The following is an 18,334-nucleotide window of genomic DNA, read 5'->3' as shown; positions in this document are numbered from 1 at the left end:
ACCATCCGGGAGAGAAGGGTAGGGGGGAGCGCATCACACGGCGGTGTCGTCCTCCCGGAACACGAGGCCGATCTGGTCGGCGGCCTCCGCGAGCACGCCCTGGACGGCGAGGGTGTCGTCGAGGGGCATGACCGTGCTCTCGGTGGCCCCGGAGCGCAGACACTCCGTGACCTCGACCAGCTCGTGGTAGTACCCGGCCCCGGTCGCGGGCAGCTCGATCCGCTCGCCGGGGCCGTTCGTGTCGTGGTGGAGCACGATCGTGCTCGGGTGGTGGAAGCGCGGGAGGACGTCGATCCAGCCCGTCGTCCCGAACACCCGCGCCTGGCCCGGCGAGGGGCTGTGGAACGACGTGTGCAGCGTCGCGTACCGGCCGTCCTGAAACGCCAGCAGCATCGCCCCGTCGGCGTCGACGCCGGTGGTCTCCCGCGAGGCGACGGCGGTGACGCGGTCCGGCGCCCCGAGCACCATCTGCGCGAACGACACCGGGTAGACGCCGAGGTCGAGCAGGGCGCCGCCGCCGAGCTCGGGGGCGAAGAGCCGGTCGGTCGGGTCGACGTCGCGGACGGTGCCGAGGTCGGCCTGCACCGAGCGCGGCTCGCCGATGGCGCCCTCGGCGATCAGCTCGCGCAGGCGCACGACGGCGGGCTGGAAGCGCGTCCACATCGCTTCCATCGCGAACACCCCGCGGGTGCGCGCGGTGTCGACGACCCGCCACGCCCCGGCGAGCGTCGCGGTGAACGCCTTCTCGACGAGCACCGACTTGCCGGCCTCGAGGCAGGCGACCGCGAAGGCGGCGTGCTGCGGGTGGGGGGTCGCGACGTAGACGACGTCGACGTCCGGGTCGTCCACCAGTGCGCGGTAGCTGCCGTGGGCGCGCACCCGGGCGCCGCCGTTCGCGTCGGCGAAGGCCCGCGCCCGCTCCTCCGAGCGCGACCCCACGGCCACGAGCGTGGCCCCCTCAACGAGGGCGAGGTCCTCGGCGACCTTCGCGGCGATGCGGCCGGGGCCGGCGATGCCCCATCGGATGGCGGCCCCGTTGTCTGGCATGGCGCTCACTGTGTCAGCGCGCCGCGTCACGACCCCGGGCGGGCCAGCAGGTCGACGTCACTCGCCGTCCCCGACACCACGAGCTCGCCGCCCTCGGCGCGCAGCTCGGTCGCGGTGATCGCGAACGGCAGCTCGCCGGGGTCGACGCTCGTCGAGAACCCGGCGAGCTGACGGCGCAGCGCGGCCGCCGCGACCTGCCCGGCGGCCCCCTCGCCGCCCTCGGCGCGGATGTCGCGGGCCTGCAGCGTGATGCGGCCGCCGGAGAGGCGGAAGGTCGCCACGACCGAGACCTGGACCTGCTCGCCGCCGATCGTCCGGGTCGAGTCCAGCCGCACCGCCTGCGCGGGGTCGACGTCGGCCAGAGCGCTGCTGCTGCCCGACGCGCCGGAGTCGTCGGCCTCGGCGTCGGCGCGCAGCGCCTCGAGGTCGGCCTCGGTGAGCGGCTCGATCGTCAGGTCACCGACGTCGAGCAGGCGGGCGAGGTCGGTCGGGTTGACCCGCGCCGAGGCGACGACCTGCTCGGCCGGGATCTCGCGGACCTGCCCGTCCAGCAGGTTCTCCACCGGCACCGAGACGCCCGTGAGGTCCGCGGTCAACGTGATGTCGCGCAGCTCGCCGTAGGGGATGTGCGGCGCCGAGAGCCCGACGTCCTCGAACTGCCCGGACAGGGCCTGGGTGAGGAACGGGAAGCCGCGCACGTCGACGTCCGGCTCGGCGGGCAGCGACAGGGAGTCCTGCAGCGCCGCGGCGACCCGGTCCTCGGCGAGCCAGCGGGCGCCGACGTCGACGCCCACCACCACCGCGACGAGCACGAGCAGGGTGATCAGGCATCCACGCACGGGGGACACCGTGTCACCTCCCCGCCGGGGTGCTCGCCGCCGGGCGGCGGCCCGACACACGGATGCCGGCCGGTCCTCGACGGGATCGGCCGGCATCGGTGCTGCTCAGCGTGGCGGAGGATACGGGATTCGAACCCGTGAGGGGTGTTGCCCCAACACGATTTCCAATCGTGCGCCTTAGGCCGCTCGGCCAATCCTCCGCGGGAGACGATACAGCTCCCGCCGGGGTGTCCCGGGGGTCGGGGCGGGGCGCACGGAGGGGCTGGGCGTCTTCGTTACACTGGCGCACGGACCCCGCGCGGCGTCCATCCTGTGAACTCCCCCAGGGCCGGAAGGCAGCAAGGGTCAGCGGGCTCTGGCGGGTGCGCGGGGTCCCCTTTCATCTCCGGGACGGTCATCCGGTCGTCGGGCCCTCCGCGTAGCCTCGCCGTGTGGCTCTGGCGCTCTACCGCAGGTACCGGCCGGCGACGTTCGCCGAGCTCGTCGGGCAGGACCACGTCACCGAGCCCTTGCGCACGGCGCTGGCGGCGGGACGCATCAACCACGCGTACCTCTTCTCCGGGCCCCGTGGCTGCGGCAAGACGTCGAGCGCGCGCATCCTCGCCCGCTCGCTGAACTGCGAGCAGGGCCCGACGCCCGACCCGTGCGGGGTCTGCGAGTCGTGCGTCGCGCTCGCCCCCAACGGGCCCGGCTCGCTCGACGTCACCGAGATGGACGCGGCCAGCCACAACGGCGTCGACGACGCCCGCGAGCTGCGCGACCGCGCCCACTTCGCGCCGGTCGGCTCCCGCTACCGCGTCTTCATCATCGACGAGGCGCACATGGTGACGACGGCGGCGTTCAACGCGCTGCTCAAGGTCGTCGAGGAGCCGCCCGACCACCTCATCTTCATCTTCGCCACCACCGAGCCGGACAAGGTGCTCACCACCATCCGCTCGCGCACCCACCACTACCCCTTCCGTCTCCTGCCGCCGAGCACGCTGCGCGGCCTGCTCGAGCGCATCTGCACCGAGGAGGGCGTCACCGTCGAGCCGGCGGTCTACCCGCTCGTGGTCCGCGCGGGCGGCGGCTCGGCGCGCGACTCGCTCTCGGTGCTCGACCAGCTGCTCGCGGGCGCGGACGACGCCGGGGTCACCTACCCGCACGCCGTCGGGCTGCTCGGGGTCACCGACGTCGCGATCCTCGACGACGTCGTCGACGCGCTCGGCGCCCAGGACGGGCCCGCGGTGTTCGGGGCGGTCGACCGTCTCGTCGAGGCCGGGCACGACCCCCGGCGCTTCGCCGCCGACCTCCTGCAGCGCCTGCGCGACCTCATCCTCGTCCAGGCCGTGCCCGACGCCGGCGAGCGCGGGCTGGTCGACGTGCCCGCCGACGAGATGGAGCGGATGGTCGACCAGGCCCAGCGCCTCGGTCCCGCCGCCCTCGCGCGGTACGCGGAGCTCGTGCACACCGCGCTGACCGAGATGCGCGGCGCGACGGCCCCGCGCCTGCTGCTCGAGCTGGTCTGCGCCCGGATGCTGCTGCCCGCGGCGTCGTCCGAGGACGCGGCGATGGTCCAGCGCCTCGAGGGCGTCGAGCGGCGCCTGGCGCTGGGCGCGACGGGGGGGCCGGCCGCCGCGGGGTCGGGTGACGACGCCCCCGCGCGCTTCAGCCGTCCGTCCCGGCGCGGGGAGTCGGGCGACGGCGAGGCACCGCCCCGACCCGAGCGAGCTCCCGAGCGCGCCCCCGACCGCGCCGACGAACTCGACGCCACCGTCGCCCCGCCCACCGACCGCCCGACGGCCACCGTCGCCAGCACCGACGACCCCCCGCGCGACGTGGCCCGCCCCGAGCCGCAGCGCCCCGAGCCGCAGCGCCCCGAGCCGCAGCGCCCCGAGCCGCTGCGCCAGGAGCAGCAGCGCCAGGAGCAGCAGCGCCAGGAGCAGCGCCCCCAGCAGCGCCCCGAGCCCGCGCGGCCGGAGCCGCCGCGGCAGGAGCCCACGCCGGCACCCCCCGCGCCTGCCGCCGGCGCCGTCGACGCCGCGGCGCTGCGGCGGGTGTGGCCGGAGGTCATGAACCAGGTCCGCGAGCGCAACAAGCCCACCCACGCGCTGCTGCAGAACGCCACGGTCACGGCCGTGGAGGGCACGACGGTCACGCTCGGCATGCCGACGCCGCCGCTCGCGCGCCAGCTCTCCCAGCCCAACCGCGCCGACCAAGTCGCCGCAGCGCTCGGGGTGGTGCTGTCCGGTCAGTGGACCGTGCAGGCGGTGCACGGCACCGGGGGCGGCGACGGCGGAGGGGGCGGCGGGGGAGGCGCGCGTCCCGAGCCCGCGCGCCGCCGCCCCGACCCGCCCCAGCGCCCGGAGCGCCCGCGCCGCGAGGACTCGGCGCCCGACCCCGCCCGCGAGCAGGGCCGGGAGCAGGGTCGCGAGCAGGGGCGGGAGCAGAGCCGGGAGCAGGGGCGCGAGCAGAGCCGGGGTGCCGGGCCCCGCGAAATCCGCCGGCCGAGCCGCCCCGAGCCCGCCGACGTCCCGCCCCCGCCGGAGCCCCCGCCCGAGGACGGCGAGGTCACCGAGGAGGACATGTACAACGAGGCCGTCGCCGACCCGGGCGGCGCGGCCGGCGGCACGCGGGTCGACCCGGAGGAGGCGGCGATGGAGCTGCTGACCTCGCAGCTCGGCGCCCGCCGGGTGGACGGCCGCTAGCGGGATCTCAGCGACGCCCGGCCGTGGTCCGCTCGCCCTCCGGCGCCGGGTCCAGCAACCGGACCCCGAGCACGGCGAGGCCCGCGGCCAGCACGATCCCGGCGGTCGTCGGGGCGTCGAGGGGCACGCGCTCGCCGAACCACACCGTCCCGAGGACCGTCGCGGTCAGGGGGTCGGCGAGCAGGATGACCGTCACCACCGGCCCCGCCCGCCGCGCCCGGGCGAGCGCGCGCTGGCTCGCGACGAACGCGGCCGGGCCGGCGAGCAGCAGCAGGAGCCCGGCGAGGACGAGCCGCGGGTCGGTGAGCGCGGCGCCCGGGTCGCGCGCGAGGTTCCGGGCGAGGACCGCCAGCAGCGAGGCGCCGAGGCCATAGCCCACCCCGCACGCCAGGGCGAGCCCGAGCGCCCCGGGCGGTCCGGGTCGCCGCCTCGCCCACCCCAGGCCACCGGCCGCGACGGCCCCGATGCCCAGCACGCTCAGCGCGGCGGGGAGGCCGGCGAGGTCGACCGGCACGCTCGCCGCCGCCTCGACCGGGCCGAGCAGCACGACGACGAGCAGCGGGCCGAGCACCGCGAGCAGGACCCCGAGCACCGCTCCGCGCCTCGGCAGCCGGCGGGCCAGCAGCGACTCGCCGACCGTCGTCCACGCGACCGCCGTCGCCAGCAGCGCCTGCACCACGACCACCGCGCCCGACGCCAGCGCGACCGCCTGCAGCAGGCTCGCGACCACCGAGGCGCCCGTGCCCGCGAGCCACCACGGCCGGCGCAGGAGCCGGGCGTCCGCCCCGCCGAGCTCGTGGGCCGCCCGCTGCTGGGCGACCACCGCCGACCCGGCCGCCACGGCCGACCCGACGGCGAGCACCTCGGCGAGCACGGGCCTACCCCGCCGCGACCAGGCCCGGTGCGCCGAGCACGTGGCGGGCGACGGCCGCCGAGGCGTCGCGCTCCTCGGTCCACCAGGGCAGGGGCGGGCGGCGGCGCCGGGGCCGCGCGCCGACCCGGTCGACGGCGTCGACGAGCTCGTCGGGACCCCGCAGCCACGGCGCGACCCCGGCGTCGTCGAGCACCGCCGCGTTGGCGCGCCCGTGCCCGGGGATCGGGCGGTAGGTGATCGCCGGCAGGCCCGCGACCAGCGCCTCGGTGCACGACAGCCCGCCCGCGTTGTGCACGAGGACGTCGGCGGCGGCCATGAGCTCGGGGAGGTCGTCACGCCACCCGAGCGCCACCACCCGCTCGCGGCCCGCGAGCCGCGCCCGCAGCTTCCGGTTGCGCCCGCAGGCGACGATCGTCCACGCGCGCGGGTGCCGTCCCAGCGCGTCGACCGCGTGCTCGACGTCGCCCATCCCCAGCGATCCGCCCACCAGCAGGGCGACGGGCACGTCGTCGGGCACCCCCAGCTCGGCACGCACCCGCCCGCGCGTCGCGACCGGCATCGGCCGCGAGAAGCGCGGCGCGCACAGCGGCCCGACGCTGCGCAGGCCGACGCCGTAGCGCGCGCCGTCGAGAGCGGTGGCGTCGCTGACCGTGAGGTGGTCGTCGAGACCCGGGTGGCACCACAGGCGGTGCGCGGCGGGGTCGGTGAGGAACGTCAGCGCCGGCACGTCGAGGCGGCCGTCGAGCCGCAGCCGCCCGAGCGTCTGCCCGGCGAGCGGATAGGTCGCGACGGCGGCGTCGACGTCCGCGGCCGCGGCCAGGACCGGCTCCTCGGCGAGCGTGATCAGCCGCCGCGTGACGACGCTCGCCGGGCGCCGCGGGTGCTCGAGGTCGGTGAAGATGCGGTCGAACAGCGCCGGCGCGTGGTGCACCGACGGCGCGTAGAGGTCGCGCAGGAGCCGGCGGCCCCACACGGGGAGCAGGTCGGTCCAGTCGACGACGTGGGCGTCGAGGCCGCGACGGTCGAGCCGCCGCACGAGCTCGCGGGCCGCGCCGTCGTGGCCCTGGCCGATCGCGGCACTGAGCACCAGCACTCGGGGTCGCTGCAACACGCCGCCACCCCAACCCACCGACCGGGGCAGGGGATGAACGCGCGGTGAGCGCCGGTGATGGATCGCGTGGCGGCTCGTGCCGTGTCACCCGAGGGTCACCCGAGCAGGGTGCGCCCCAGGAACGCGACGGCCCGCGGGTAGGCGTCGAGCCGGTTGACCCGCTTCGCCAGCCCGTGGCCCTCGTCGTCGTAGACGACCATCTCGACCTCGACCCCGTTCGCGCGCACCGCCGCGGCCACCTGCTCGGCCTCCGACAGCGGCACCCGCGGGTCGTTCGCGCCGTGGATGACGAACAGCGGCGCGCGGACGTCGCCGATGCGGTTCAGCGGCGAGGCCCGCTCGAGGAACTCCCGGTCGCGCTCGAGCGACCCGTACTCCCGCTCGCGGTGGGCGCGACGGTAGGCCGAGGTGTTCTCGAGGAAGGTCACCAGCGACGAGATGCCGACGATGTCGACGCCCGCGGCCCACAGCTCGGGCTGGAACGCGAGGCCCGCGAGCACCATATAGCCGCCGTACGAGCCGCCCCACAGCGCCGCGCGGGCGGGGTCGAGGCCGAGGCGGGGCAGGTAGGCGTGCAGGGCGGCGAGGTCGGCGACCGAGTCGAGGCGGCGCTCGACGTCGTCGAGGGAGTACCAGCGCTTCCCGTAGCCCACCGAGCCGCGCACGTTGGGCACGAGCACCGTGTGCCCGTCGCCGACCAGGGCCTGCACGATCGCCGAGAACGAGCGCACCGACTGCCCCTCCGGCCCGCCGTGCACGATCACCACGCTCGACCCGGACGGCTCTGCGGGCGCGTAGACGAAGCACGGCACGGTCTCGCCGTCGGGGGTGGGGACGCCGTGGCTGGTGGGGTCGACGGAGGCCCAGCCCGGGGGGAGGGACGCCGCGAGCTGCTCCCGCGACGACGCCAGCACCCCCGCGCGCCCGCGGCCGGCGTCGACGAGCAGGACGTCCGCGGGCGTGCCCGGGTCGGTCCAGGTGATCGTCAGGCCGGTCGAGTCCGGGGACCAGCGCGGCACGGCGAGGAAGTCGGCGACGCCGCCGCGCAGCTCGGGCGGCAGGGCGATCGCGCGCAGGAAGGTGCCGTCGACGTCGTGCACGGCGAGGCGGCTCGCCCCGTCGTCGTCGGTGACCGCGAGCAGGAGGCGGCCGTCGGGGGACAGCCGACCGGTGACGTCATGGGCGTCGTCGGTGATGAGGTAGGTGACCGCGCCGGTGGTGACGTCGAGCCGCGCGACGCCGAGGTGGTCGCGCCCGACGTCGGTGGTGACGACCGCCGCGGTGCCGTCGGGCAGCCACTCGGGGGCGAGGTGGCGGGCGTGCTCGTCGGCGTCGGTGAGCTCGGTGACGGTGTCGCCGGCGAGGAGCAGGACCTGCGAGCTCAGCGCCGGGCGCGCGGGCCGCGTCATCAGCGCACGCGTGCGGTCGGGGGCGATCGCGGCGTTGCCGACCATCCCGCCGCCGTCGTAGAGCACGGTCTCGGTCCCGGCGTCGACGTCGCGGACGACGAGGTCGAAGTCGACACCGTTGCGGCGGTTGGTGGCGTAGACGACGGTGCCGCCCGGCAGGACCTCGACCAGACCGTGGAGGTGGTCGGGGTCGTGCACGAGCGGGGTCAGGCCGTCCTCGCCGACCGGCTCGCCCTCCTTCGCGACGGCGTCCGGGTCGAGCAGCGAGAGCTGCGCGCGCTCGTTGCCTCCGACGTCGTGGGACACGACGACCTGCCGTCGCCCCGGGAGGTAGCGCCCGCTGACCGCGCCCGGCAGCGCCGTCAGCGGCACCCGCGTCCCGTCGGGATGCAGCTCCACGAGCTGGACGGACCCCGAGGCGTCGTGGCCCGCGAGGATGCGGCCCTCGGCGTCGACGTCGAAGGAGCGCCAGGTGGTGGCGTCGAGGAGGCGGTGCAGCAGGGTGCTGGCGTCGGTGGCGTCCATCGGGCCCAGCGTGCCCGGTCGGCCGCGCGACGGCGCGGTTAGTGTGGGCACATGCAACCCGGCCAGAACCCCGAAGGCATGGACATGGGCGCCCTGCTGCAGCAGGCGCAGGCCATGCAGGAGCAGCTGATGAGCGCCCAGGCGGAGCTGGCCGAGGCCGAGGTCACCGGCCAGGCGGGCAACGGCCTGGTCACGGTCACGCAGACCGCCACCGGCGAGATCCGCTCGGTCACGATCGACCCCAAGGTCGTCGACCCGCAGGACGTCGAGACGCTGCAGGACCTGATCGTCGGCGCGATCTCCGACGCGGCCCAGGCGGCGGCGGACCTGCAGGCGGAGAAGATGGGCCCGCTCGCCGGCGGGCTCGGGGACATGGGCGGCGGGCTGGGCCTGCCCGGCCAGTAGGCCCGTGTTCGAGGGGCCGGTCCAGGACCTCATCGACGAGCTGGGCCGCCTGCCCGGCATCGGGCCGAAGAGCGCCCAGCGCATCGCGTTCCACCTCCTCGCCACCGAGGAGGCGGACGTGACGCGCCTGCAGGAGGCCCTGCAGAAGGTCAAGATCGGGGTCGTGTTCTGCGAGGTCTGCGGCAACGTCTCCGAGCAGCCCCGCTGCCGCATCTGCAGTGACGCCCGCCGCGACGCCACGCTCGTTTGCGTGGTCGAGGAGCCCAAGGACGTCGTGGCGGTCGAGCGCACCCGCGAGTTCCGCGGGCGCTACCACGTGCTCGGCGGGGCGCTCGACCCGCTCTCGGGCGTCGGGCCCGACCAGCTGCGCGTTCGCGAGCTCCTCCAGCGCATCGGCGGCGCGGGCGACGAGCCCGAGATCACCGAGGTCATCCTCGCCATGGACCCGAACACCGAGGGCGAGGCCACGGCCACCTACCTCGTGCGGCTCCTGCGCGACTTCCCGGGCCTGACCGTCACCAAGCTGGCCTCGGGCCTGCCCATGGGCGGCGACCTCGAGTTCGCCGACGAGCTCACGCTCGGCCGCGCCCTCGCCGGTCGCCGCGCCCTCTAGCCGGCCGGACGTCCGGCAGATCAGACGCGGAAGTCCCGCCCTCGCACGGGCGTGCGGCCGGCGATGATCGTGTCCTGGTCGAGCGCCATCTCGGCGCGGTGCAGGCGGGCGCTGCGACGTCGCGTCGCCTCGCGGTGCACCGAGATGCCCACGAGGACCCCCACCACGAACAGGGTCCAGAAGACGACCACCGCGACGATGATCGTCATGGCGGTCATCGTCGGCCGCCCTTCGTTGCCTTCATGATCAGTGCCTCCCGTCGAGTCGTGCGGTCCGTTGTGCGGTCCACGGCTCCGGCGAAACAGCTCCGGTCCTCAAGAGAGTGCTGTGTGGCAGCCCACTGCACAAGCGAATTCTGCAATTGCACGCAACGATTGCGTGACGGCATGGCGCATCGCGGTCTACCGTGTACGGACAGCCGCCGGCCGGGGGGAGCCGGCGCCGCCACCCGTCGTTCGCCCGACCCAGGAGGCGTACGGATGTCCCAGTCACCCGGCCCCGTGGTGACCCGTCGCCGGCTCGGCGGCGAGCTCAAGCGACTCCGTGAGGGCCTGGGCCTCAAGCTGGAGGATGTCGCGCGCAGCCTGGAGTGCTCGCCCTCGAAGATCAGCCGGCTGGAGAACGGCAAGGGCGTGCCCCGCTGGCGCGACGTGCGGGACATGCTCGAGGTCTACCGCGTGCCGGAGGGGGACCACCGGGCGCGCCTGCTCGCCTGGGCGCAGAGCGGCCGCGCGCCGATGTGGTGGTCGAAGTACGCCGACGTGCTCCCGCCCGGCTTCGACACGTACGTCGAGCTCGAATGGGACGCGACAGAGATCTACGCGTACGAGTCGCACGTCGTGCACGGCCTGCTGCAGACCCCGGACTACGCGCGTGGTGTGCTGACGGCGGCTTGGCGATCCCGGTACTCCGCCGCACAGATCGAGCGCATGGTCGAGGTGCGCCTGAAGCGGCAGGAGGCGCTCGAACCCTCGCACGGGCTGATGTTCCACTGCGTCCTGGACGAGTCAGCGCTCTACCGCGTCTCCGGCACTCCGGAGATCCTCCGTGGTCAGCTCGAGCACCTGATCGTCATGGCCGAGGCCGATCACGTCGACGTGCGCGTCCTCCCGTTCACCGCGGGCCTCGTGGCCACGAGCCTGAGCTCCTTCGCGAAACTGGAGTTCTCGGCCGGCATCGAGCACGGCATGGTGTACGTCGAGCGCCCGGACGGAGCCGAGCTGGTGGGTGACCGGGCGGAGATCGCCCACCACGAGGGCCGTCTGGCCACGGTGCTCGAGGCCGCTCTCCACGAGGAGGAGTCGATCCCCCTCCTGCGGCGCGCAGCGAAGAGGATCGCGGAGGAGTGATGGTCCCACCCGCCGTCGTGGTCTCCGAACGGTTGCGCTTGAATCACGACTCGTGACCCGTGATCACGCAGTGAGCCCGTACATCGTGAGCACGTTCTGCTCCGAGGGAGGCTGCGTCGGCGTGGCGCTCACGCCCGATGAGGTCCGCGTCGTCGACACGAAGTCGTCGGCGGCCCTGCGCTTCACGCCCGCCGAGTGGGCCGCATTCGTCGCCGGCGTCAAGGCCGGGGAGTTCGACCTCCCGTCCTGACCCCGAGATCGCGATCTCGGTGACGAACTCCCGCAGATCTGCGGGCCTCCGTCACCGAGACCGCGATCAAGGACGACCTCGGTGACGAAATCCCGCGTCCAGCGCGGGATCCGCCACCGAAGTCGTCAGCGCATGGCGCGGTTCACCGCCGACACGACGGCCTTGAGCGAGGCGGTGAGGATCGAGCCGTCGATCCCGATGCCCCAGACCTCGACGTCGCCGACCGCGGCCTCGACGTAGGCGGCGGCGCGGGCGTCGTCGCCGGCGGACATGGCGTGCTCGGCGTAGTCGAGGACCCGCACGTCGTAGCCCACCGTCGCCAGGGCGTCGACGAAGGCGGCGATGGGGCCGTTGCCGACGCCGGTGACCTCGTGCAGGTCGCCCTCGACCTTCAGCGTCGCCGACAGCTCGGCCTTGCCGTCGTCGTGGGTCTGCACCCGCGAGCTGACGAGCTCCAGCGGCACGCGGCGCTGGAGGTACTCCTCGGTGAAGATGTCGTACATCTCCTTGGCCGAGACCTCGCCGCCCTCGGTGTCCGTGACCTCCTGGACCCGCCGCGAGAACTCGATCTGCAGGCGCCGGGGCAGCTCGAGCTGGTGCTCGACCTTCATCAGGTACGCGACGCCGCCCTTGCCCGACTGCGAGTTGACGCGGATGACGGCCTCGTAGGTGCGGCCGACGTCCTTCGGGTCGATGGGCAGGTACGGGACCTCCCACGGGTGGTCGTCGACGTCGTGTCCGGCCTCCGCGGCCTCGGCGTTCATCGCCTGCAGGCCCTTGTTGATCGCGTCCTGGTGCGAGCCCGAGAACGCGGTGAACACGAGGTCGCCGCCCCAGGGGTGGCGCTCGCCGACGGGCAGCTGGTTGCAGAACTCGACGGTGCGGCGGACCTCGTCGATGTCCGAGAAGTCGATCTGCGGGTCGATGCCCTGGCTGAACAGGTTCATGCCCAGGGTCACCAGGCAGACGTTGCCGGTGCGCTCCCCGTTGCCGAACAGGCAGCCCTCGACGCGGTCGGCGCCGGCCTGGACGCCCAGCTCGGCGGCGGCCACGCCCGTGCCGCGGTCGTTGTGCGGGTGCAGCGACAGGATGATCGCGTCGCGCCGGGCGAGGTTGCGGTGCATCCACTCGATGGAGTCGGCGTAGACGTTCGGCGTCGCCATCTCCACCGTGGCCGGCAGGTTCACGATCATGGGGCGCTCGGGCGTCGGCTCCCAGACGTCGCCGACGGCGTCGACGATCTCCTTGGCGTACGACAGCTCCGTACCGGTGTACGACTCCGGCGAGTACTGGAAGCGCCAGTCGGTGCCGGGGCGCTTCTCGGCCTCCTCGCGGACCAGCTGCGCCCCGTCCGTCGCGATCTTCGTGATGCCGTCGCGGTCGGACCGGAAGACGACGCGGCGCTGCAGGATCGAGGTCGAGTTGTAGAGGTGGACCACCGCCGAGTGGACGCCCTCGAGCGACGCGAACGTGCGCGTGATCAGCTCGGGGCGCGCTTGCGTCAGCACCTGGATCCGCACGTCGGCGGGGATCGCGCCCTGCTCGATGATCTCGCGGACGAAGTCGAAGTCGGTCTGCGACGCGGCCGGGAAGCCGACCTCGATCTCCTTGTAGCCCATGCGCACGAGCAGGTCGAACATGCGCCGCTTGCGGGCCGGCGACATCGGGTCGATCAGCGCCTGGTTGCCGTCGCGCAGGTCGACCGCACCCCAGAGCGGGGCCTTGTCGATCACCGTGTCCGGCCACGTGCGGTCCGGCAGCGAGATCTTCTCGACGAGGTCGGCGAAGGGCTTGTAGCGGTGGACCGGCATGCGGCTCGGCCGCTGGGTGTTCCACGTGGCCTGGTCGGCCGGGATGTCGCCGTCGGGATGGACGACGGTCGAGCGGATGTCGGCGATCGGCGCGTCGTGGCCGGGTACGCCGGGGGTGATGCTCATGGGGTGTCGCGCTCCTGCCTGCAGCACTGCGGGGGACGGCGACCGGCAGCGCGCATCACCCGCGACAGGGGGCCGGTCGGTTCAGACCCCGCCGCGGCGGCGAAGGAGCAGCCCGAGGGCTGCGAGCGCGAGGGACATCGCCCGCCACGGTAGCCCCGCGACGCGCCGACCCGGTACCCCGGGTCGGCGACGACGGGCGTGCCGGAGGCCGGACACCGCCGCTGAACTGCGACGACCGACCGCTGGTGACACAGGTCGCATCCCTGGCTACCGACGGGTCAAGTCGCGTGCCATGATGTCGCGCATGGCGCAGGATGCGAGCACGGAGACGTCCGAACAGCGGCGTTCGCACACCGGAGAGGACCTCCGTGCGCTCACCCGAAAGGTCCTGACCGTTGCCGCCTCGGTGATCCGGATCCTCACGGTCGTCTTCGCGGCGATCCTCGTGATCCACGTGATCCTCGCCGTCGCGGGCGCCAACCCCGCCAACGGCATCACGATCTTCTTCCGCGACCTCGCGTCGAACCTCACGCTCGGCATCGGTGACCTGTTCCTGCCCGCGAGCGAGTCGCTGCGGATCATCCTCAACTTCGGCCTCGCCGCCGTCGTGTGGATCGCGATCGGGATCGTCGTCTCGAAGCTGCTCAACGCCCTCGCGCCGTAGGTCACCGCAGGTCCGGTGACGGGGTCCGCCTCGGATAGGGTCGGAGCCGTTCGCCGACCAGTTCGTGGAGGTCCGTCGCGGTGGCACTCGTCGTCCAGAAGTACGGCGGCTCGTCCGTCCAGGACGCGGAGCGGATCCGTCGCGTGGCCGAGCGCATCGTGCGCACGGGCAAGGATGGCAACGACGTCGTCGTCGTCGCGTCGGCGATGGGCGACACGACCGACGAGCTGACCGACCTGGCGATGCAGGTCCACCCGAGCCCGCCGCCGCGCGAGCTGGACATGCTGCTGACGTCGGGCGAGCGCATCTCCAACGCGCTGCTCGCCATGGCCATCAACGCCCAGGGCGGGCGGGCGCGCTCGTTCACCGGCTCGCAGGCCGGCATGATCACCACGGGCAAGCACGGCGACGCGCGCATCGTCGACGTCACCCCGGGGCGCATCCACGCCGCCCTCGCCGAGGACCACATCGCGCTCGTCGCGGGGTTCCAGGGCGTGAGCGTGGACTCGAAGGAGATCACCACGCTCGGCCGCGGCGGCTCGGACACCACCGCGGTCGCGATGGCGGCCGCCATGAAGGCCGACGTCTGCGAGATCTACACCGACGTCGACGGGGTCTACTCGGCCGACCCGCGCATCGTCCCGGACGCGAAGCTGCTCGAGACCATCACCTACGAGGAGATGCTCGAGATGGCCGCGTGCGGGGCGAAGGTGCTGCACCTGCGCGCCGTCGAGTACGCCCGCCGCGAGAACGTGCCCCTGCGGGTGCGGTCGTCGTACAACGACAAGCCCGGCACGACGATCGTCGGGTCCATCGAGGAGCTGAGCGTGGAACAGGCGGTCCTCACCGGCGTCGCGCACGACCGGTCCGAGGCGAAGGTGACCGTGGTCGGAGTGCCCGACCAGCCCGGGTTCGCGGCGCGCATCTTCCGTGCCGTCGCGGACGTCGAGGTCAACATCGACATGGTGCTGCAGAACATCTCGCACCTGAAGACGGGCAAGACGGACGTGACCTTCACGCTGCCGCGCAAGGACGGCCCGCGGGCGGTCGAGGCGCTCGCCGCCGTGCAGCCCGAGGTGGGCCACGAGGACGTGATCTACGACGAGCACGTCGGCAAGGTGGCGCTGGTCGGCGCGGGGATGCGCAGCCACCCGGGCGTCACCGCCACGTTCTGCGAGTCGCTGGCCGAGGCCGGCGTGAACATCGAGATGATGAACACCTCGGAGATCCGCATCTCCGCGCTCCTGCGCGACACCCAGCTCGACGACGCCGTCCGCGCCCTGCACGACGCCTTCGACCTCGGTGGCGACGAGGAGGCCGTGGTGCACGCCGGGACGGGTCGGTAGGGAAGGCAGGAGCCATGACGACGCTCGCCATCGTCGGAGCCACCGGTGCGGTCGGCTCCGTCATGATCGACATCATCGACCGGCGCGAGAGCGTGCCGTGGAGCGAGATCCGGCTCATCGCCTCGCCCCGCTCGGCCGGCCGGCGGCTGACGGTCCGCGGTCAGGAGATCGAGGTCGTCGCGCTGTCGCCGGAGGCCTTCGACGGCGTCGACATCGCGATGTTCGACGTGCCCGACGCGGTGAGCGCCGAGTGGGCGCCGGTCGCGGTGTCGCGCGGGGCGATCGCGGTCGACAACTCCGGGGCCTTCCGCATGGACCCCGAGGTGCCGCTGGTGGTGCCGGAGGTCAACGCCGAGCAGGCGCACGAGCGCCCCAAGGGCATCGTCTCGAACCCCAACTGCACGACGCTGTCGATGATGGCCGCGCTCGGGGCCCTGCACCGCGCCTTCGGGCTGCGCGAGCTGGTGGTCGCGAGCTACCAGGCCGCGTCCGGCGCGGGCCAGGAGGGCATCGACCGCCTGCAGGACGAGATCGCCGCGGTCGCCGGCAAGGGGGTGGGCCACCGGCGCGGCGACGTCGCCGAGGCGATCGCGTCGGCGGGCCTGCCGGCGGAGTCGCCGTTCAACGCCCCGCTGGCGCTCAACGTGGTGCCGTTCGCCGGCTCGCTCAAGGACGACGGTTGGACCTCGGAGGAGCTCAAGGTCCGCAACGAGTCGCGGAAGATTTTGGGGCTCTCCAAGCTCAAGGTCTCGGCGACGTGCGTGCGCGTCCCGGTCGTCACGACGCACTCGATCGCGGTGCACGCGACCTTCGACGGGCCGGTCGACGTCGCCACGGCGCACCAGGTCTTCGCGTCGCAGTCGTCGATCGTGCTGGTCGACGAGCCGGAGGCCAAGCGGTTCCCGACGCCCGCCGACGTCGTCGGCGAGGACCCGACGTACGTGGGCCGCGTGCGCCAGGCCCTCGACTTCCCCAACACCCTCGACTTCTTCGTGTGCGGCGACAACCTGCGCAAGGGCGCGGCGCTCAACACCTACGAGATCGCCGAGGAGCTCGTCCGGAGCTGACCGGGCGCACCGACCTTTTCTTGACTCGTTCCAGTCTCGGTGGCACCGTGGGGACATCATGACCTCACCGACCGGACCTCGGGACGAGGCTGCGCCGACAGACGCGGCCGAGCCTGCGGCCGGTCCGGGCTCGGACCCGCGCCACCACATCGCCGACCCGCGGGCCCGCCTCCGCCAGGCGGGCCTGCGGGTCACCGCGCCGCGGCAGGCCGTCCTGGGCGTCCTGGGCGAGCACCCGCACTCCACGGCCGAGGCCGTGGCGTCGAGCGTGCGGGCCCGGCTGGGGTCGGTCAGCACCCAGGCCGTGTACGACGTCCTCGCCGCGTGCGTGGACGCCGGCCTCGTCCGCCGCATCGAGCCCGCGGGCTCGGCGGCCCGCTACGAGACCCGTACCGGGGACAACCACCACCACGTGGTCTGCCGGTCGTGCGGGGCCACCGCCGACGTGGACTGCGTCGTCGGCGAGCCCCCGTGCCTGGTCCCCTCCGACGCGAGCGGCTTCGTCATCGACGAGGCCGAGGTCGTCTTCTGGGGGACGTGCCCCACCTGCGCCGGAGCAGGGACGGGTACCCGGGACTCGCGACGCGCCGTGCGTGGCGCCGTCGCGGTCCTGCACGAGAGCCACCACCACTCTGAGAGGCGAACGTGACCAGTACGCATCGTTCCCACGCCACGGACGACGCCGGCATCCCGGCGCCCAGCCACGAGTTCTCGGCCACGGTGGGCACCGACGGCCCCCTGGTGCTGCAGGACCACTACCTCATCGAGCAGATGGCCAACTTCAACCGGGAGCGCATCCCGGAGCGCCAGCCGCACGCGAAGGGCAGTGGCGCGTTCGCGAAGTTCGAGGTCACCCAAGACGTCACCGCGTACACCAAGGCCGCGGTGTTCCAGCCCGGCGAGACCACCGAGGGCATCATCCGCTTCTCCACCGTCGCCGGTGAGCGGGGCAGCCCCGACACGTGGCGCGACCCGCGCGGGTTCTCCCTCAAGCTGTGGACCCGTGAGGGCAACTGGGACATGGTCGGCAACAACACGCCGGTCTTCTTCGTCCGCGACCCCATGAAGTTCCAGAACTTCATCCGCTCGCAGAAGCGCCTCGCGCGCAACGGCCTGCGTGACCACGACATGCAGTGGGACTTCTGGACGCTCTCGCCGGAGTCGAAGCACCAGGTCACGTGGCTCATGGGCGATCGGGGCATCCCGAAGGACTGGCGCCACATGAACGGCTACTCGAGCCACACCTACATGTGGGTCAACGCCGCCGGCGAGGAGTTCTGGGTCAAGTACCACTTCATCTCGGATCAGGGCGTCGAGTGCCTGACCGAGGAGGAGGCCGGCCGCATCGCGGGCGAGGACGCCGACTACCACCAGCGCGACCTCTACGAGGCCATCGAGCGCGGGGAGTTCCCGACCTGGACCCTGAAGGTGCAGATCATGCCCTTCGAGGACGCCAAGACCTACCGGTTCAACCCGTTCGACCTGACCAAGGTGTGGCCGCACGGCGACTACCCCCTGCAGGAGGTCGGGAAGCTGACGCTGAACCGGAACCCGGAGGACTACCACACCGAGATCGAGCAGGTCGCGTTCGAGCCGAACAACCAGCCCCCGGGGCTGGGGTTGTCGCCCGACAAGATGCTGCTCGCCCGCGGGTTCTCCTACGCGGACGCGCACCGGGCCCGCCTCGGGGTCAACTACAAGCAGATCCCGGTGAACGCGCCGCGGGGCACGCAGGCGCACCCGTACACCGTCGCCGGTGCGATGCGCACGGTGAACGCGAAGGACCCGGTCTACGCGCCGAACACCAAGGGCGCCCCGCAGACGACGGAGACGATCCAGCCGCCGACGTGGTACTCCGACGGGCAGATCCAGCGCGCGGCCTACGTGCCGCACGCCGAGGACACCGACGAGGTCCAGGCCCGCACGATGATGCTCGAGGTCTGGGACGACGCGGCGCGCGACCGCTTCGTCGAGAACGTCTCGGGCCACCTGGCGAAGGGCGTCGGTGACGACGTCCTCGCCCGCGCGTTCGACTACTGGAAGTCGATCGACGAGGGCATGGGTCAGCGCGTCGAGGACCGCGTCCGCGAGCTGACCGGCAAGGAGCAGAAGGTCCTCAGCCAGAGCTGACCTCGGTCCCTGTCGGAACAACCGCGGCCCGTCCCACGCTGTACGTGGGGCGGGTCGCGGTGTCTGCGGCGTTATCGCCGC

17 protein-coding genes, 1 tRNA gene and 1 other RNA gene are annotated in these 18,334 nt (G+C 73.5%); 11 read left to right on the top strand and 8 right to left on the bottom strand.

Going from position 1 to position 18,334, the window contains the following annotated elements:
- Positions 1-33: 33 nt before the first annotated feature.
- From ACYX4T_RS17880 to ACYX4T_RS17870, 3 genes are all read right to left on the bottom strand, one after another.
- On the bottom strand, positions 34-1,047 hold the full coding sequence (locus tag ACYX4T_RS17880; RefSeq protein WP_476010636.1) for a Gfo/Idh/MocA family protein: 1,014 nt from the start codon (positions 1,045-1,047) through the stop codon (positions 34-36).
- Positions 1,048-1,073: 26 nt separating this feature from the next.
- On the bottom strand, positions 1,074-1,886 hold the full coding sequence (locus tag ACYX4T_RS17875; RefSeq protein ID WP_476010635.1) for an LmeA family phospholipid-binding protein: 813 nt from the start codon (positions 1,884-1,886) through the stop codon (positions 1,074-1,076).
- 111 nt (positions 1,887-1,997) lie between these two features.
- Positions 1,998-2,086 (bottom strand) — tRNA-Ser (locus tag ACYX4T_RS17870).
- Positions 2,087-2,172: 86 nt separating this feature from the next.
- Here ACYX4T_RS17870 and ffs point away from each other — a divergent pair.
- Positions 2,173-2,267: signal recognition particle sRNA small type (gene ffs, locus ACYX4T_RS17865), an RNA gene on the top strand.
- 50 nt (positions 2,268-2,317) lie between these two features.
- Complete coding sequence (locus tag ACYX4T_RS17860) at positions 2,318-4,573, top strand: DNA polymerase III subunit gamma and tau (RefSeq protein WP_476010634.1); 2,256 nt, start codon at positions 2,318-2,320, stop codon at positions 4,571-4,573.
- Positions 4,574-4,580: 7 nt separating this feature from the next.
- On the opposite strand, the gene ACYX4T_RS17855 is transcribed toward ACYX4T_RS17860, so the two are convergent.
- The 3 genes from ACYX4T_RS17855 to ACYX4T_RS17845 all read right to left on the bottom strand — a co-directional run bounded on the left by ACYX4T_RS17855 (position 4,581) and on the right by ACYX4T_RS17845 (position 8,492).
- On the bottom strand, positions 4,581-5,447 hold the full coding sequence (locus tag ACYX4T_RS17855; protein ID WP_476010633.1) for a DMT family protein: 867 nt from the start codon (positions 5,445-5,447) through the stop codon (positions 4,581-4,583).
- A 4-nt stretch (positions 5,448-5,451) separates the two neighbouring features.
- On the bottom strand, positions 5,452-6,558 hold the full coding sequence (locus ACYX4T_RS17850) for a glycosyltransferase (protein WP_476010632.1): 1,107 nt from the start codon (positions 6,556-6,558) through the stop codon (positions 5,452-5,454).
- A 95-nt stretch (positions 6,559-6,653) separates the two neighbouring features.
- Complete coding sequence (locus ACYX4T_RS17845) at positions 6,654-8,492, bottom strand: S9 family peptidase (RefSeq protein WP_476010631.1); 1,839 nt, start codon at positions 8,490-8,492, stop codon at positions 6,654-6,656.
- A 51-nt stretch (positions 8,493-8,543) separates the two neighbouring features.
- On the opposite strand from ACYX4T_RS17845, the gene ACYX4T_RS17840 reads away from it, so the two are divergent.
- Together ACYX4T_RS17840 and recR are read left to right on the top strand one after the other, a co-directional pair.
- Positions 8,544-8,897, top strand: a complete 354-nt coding sequence (locus tag ACYX4T_RS17840) for a YbaB/EbfC family nucleoid-associated protein (RefSeq protein ID WP_476010630.1) — start codon at positions 8,544-8,546, stop codon at positions 8,895-8,897.
- A 4-nt stretch (positions 8,898-8,901) separates the two neighbouring features.
- Entirely contained in the window at positions 8,902-9,510 is a 609-nt protein-coding gene (recR, locus tag ACYX4T_RS17835) for a recombination mediator RecR (protein WP_476010629.1), read from the top strand.
- A 20-nt stretch (positions 9,511-9,530) separates the two neighbouring features.
- Here the strand turns inward: recR and ACYX4T_RS17830 are convergent, their stop codons facing one another.
- The gene (locus ACYX4T_RS17830; protein WP_476010628.1) at positions 9,531-9,719 is read right to left on the bottom strand and encodes a hypothetical protein; all 189 of its coding nucleotides are present in this window, start codon (positions 9,717-9,719) and stop codon (positions 9,531-9,533) included.
- A 270-nt stretch (positions 9,720-9,989) separates the two neighbouring features.
- Between ACYX4T_RS17830 and ACYX4T_RS17825 the strand changes: the two genes are divergently transcribed.
- Positions 9,990-10,859 carry a helix-turn-helix domain-containing protein gene (locus ACYX4T_RS17825; RefSeq protein ID WP_476010627.1) on the top strand — a complete coding sequence of 290 codons (870 nt, stop codon included), beginning with the start codon at positions 9,990-9,992 and terminating at the stop codon, positions 10,857-10,859.
- A gap of 85 nt (positions 10,860-10,944) precedes the next feature.
- Complete coding sequence (locus ACYX4T_RS17820) at positions 10,945-11,109, top strand: DUF397 domain-containing protein (RefSeq protein WP_476010626.1); 165 nt, start codon at positions 10,945-10,947, stop codon at positions 11,107-11,109.
- Positions 11,110-11,234: 125 nt separating this feature from the next.
- On the opposite strand, the gene leuA is transcribed toward ACYX4T_RS17820, so the two are convergent.
- Positions 11,235-13,046, bottom strand: coding sequence for a 2-isopropylmalate synthase (gene leuA / locus ACYX4T_RS17815; protein ID WP_476010625.1), 1,812 nt, complete (start codon positions 13,044-13,046; stop codon positions 11,235-11,237).
- A 406-nt stretch (positions 13,047-13,452) separates the two neighbouring features.
- On the opposite strand from leuA, the gene ACYX4T_RS17810 reads away from it, so the two are divergent.
- From ACYX4T_RS17810 to ACYX4T_RS17790, 5 genes are all read left to right on the top strand, one after another.
- Positions 13,453-13,710: a hypothetical protein gene (locus ACYX4T_RS17810; protein ID WP_476010624.1), complete on the top strand. Its 258-nt coding sequence runs from the start codon at positions 13,453-13,455 to the stop codon at positions 13,708-13,710.
- 80 nt (positions 13,711-13,790) lie between these two features.
- The gene (locus tag ACYX4T_RS17805; RefSeq protein WP_476010623.1) at positions 13,791-15,056 is read left to right on the top strand and encodes an aspartate kinase; all 1,266 of its coding nucleotides are present in this window, start codon (positions 13,791-13,793) and stop codon (positions 15,054-15,056) included.
- A 14-nt stretch (positions 15,057-15,070) separates the two neighbouring features.
- Positions 15,071-16,123: an aspartate-semialdehyde dehydrogenase gene (locus ACYX4T_RS17800; protein ID WP_476010622.1), complete on the top strand. Its 1,053-nt coding sequence runs from the start codon at positions 15,071-15,073 to the stop codon at positions 16,121-16,123.
- Positions 16,124-16,271: 148 nt separating this feature from the next.
- Positions 16,272-16,772, top strand: coding sequence for a Fur family transcriptional regulator (locus ACYX4T_RS17795; protein ID WP_476015303.1), 501 nt, complete (start codon positions 16,272-16,274; stop codon positions 16,770-16,772).
- Entirely contained in the window at positions 16,769-18,253 is a 1,485-nt protein-coding gene (locus tag ACYX4T_RS17790) for a catalase (protein ID WP_476010621.1), read from the top strand. Before ACYX4T_RS17795 ends, ACYX4T_RS17790 begins: the two co-directional genes overlap by 4 nt.
- Positions 18,254-18,334: the final 81 nt, after the last annotated feature.

The sequence above is a fragment of the Actinomycetospora sp. ABD4_176 genome (assembly GCF_056311855.1).
The sequence above is the reverse complement of the archived record's forward strand: the minus strand, read 5'-3'. Positions and strand labels throughout refer to the sequence as shown.